Consider the following 1107-nt stretch of genomic DNA (forward strand, 5'->3'; position numbering starts at 1 on the left):
TAATTAGTCCCAGTGCTGTGAATTTTAATTTGTCATGTCTTAATTCTTTTAAAGTTAAATACATGTTGATGCCTCCTTGATGCTGTTAATATTAAGGAGAAAATCATCTTAGAACAATAAACAGTCAGTTTCATTTTGTGTTTTAATACACACATCATATGAAACTGTGCTGTGAAATGAGGCTAATTATGAACGAAAATGATCGTCGAACAAGAAGAACTCAGAGATTAATACGGGAAAACTTTATAAATTTAATGTCAAAAAAGCCTATTACAACAATAACTATTAAAGAAATTACGGATCGAGCAGATATTAATCGCCGAACTTTTTATCTTCACTATACGGATATCTATGATTTACTACACAGGACTGAAGATTATGTCATGGAACACTTTTCGCAAATATTATCTGAGTTTGAGATACCTGATGACAAGGAAGTAATAGGAGCGGCTTTTTTTAAAGTGGTAATGCAATATATTAATGAGAATCAAAAGATGTTGGGCGTATTATGCCGTAATCCCGATTCAAAACTGATGGCAAAGATGATTGAACTAACGGTTAATAATGGTAAACGAGTTATTCCTTTTATTCATCCAGAGGATGCAGAATATATTCTTAATTATTGTTGTTGGGGTATGGTGGGGGTATTACACATATCATTGCGACAGGAAAATTTCGATACCAATAAGTTAGCAAATTTGGCGGATAAGCTATTACTTTCAACTCTAGAAGTTGATAGGAAAGGGTAGAAAATTTATGTCAATTAAATTTGAATAATGACTGTTTTTTATTAGATTCATACCTTAAAAATATTTCGATATCATAGCTAGTTTTTTTATGGTAAAATATTTCGAGTTGCTTAACTTTCCATAATGTATACCAAAAGGTCAATCTCAAGGATTGCGGTCATGTCGGGTAAGTAAGCGCTTAAATTTTTTGATATTTTTAAATCATTTTTCTACTATTTTTCTAAAAATATTGTATATTTGAATTAACCGTTAGGTGAATAAATTAGAAAGAATGATTTATTTTCACTTGAGGAAAACGCCATGACAGAATTAGATACAAAGAAGAAGTACATTAGCTGGCCAGTGTTGGCTCTTATGG

The 1107-nt window shown here is 31.2% G+C and carries 1 protein-coding gene; it reads left to right on the forward strand.

The features are described from left to right. Nucleotides 1-188 precede the first annotated feature (188 nt). Nucleotides 189-749, forward strand: coding sequence for a TetR family transcriptional regulator (locus FHL06_RS13910; protein WP_153387247.1), 561 nt, complete (start codon nucleotides 189-191; stop codon nucleotides 747-749). Nucleotides 750-1107: the final 358 nt, after the last annotated feature.

The organism is Companilactobacillus halodurans, from assembly GCF_009600985.1.
In the GTDB taxonomy this organism is placed as follows: Bacteria; Bacillota; Bacilli; order Lactobacillales; family Lactobacillaceae; genus Companilactobacillus; species Companilactobacillus halodurans.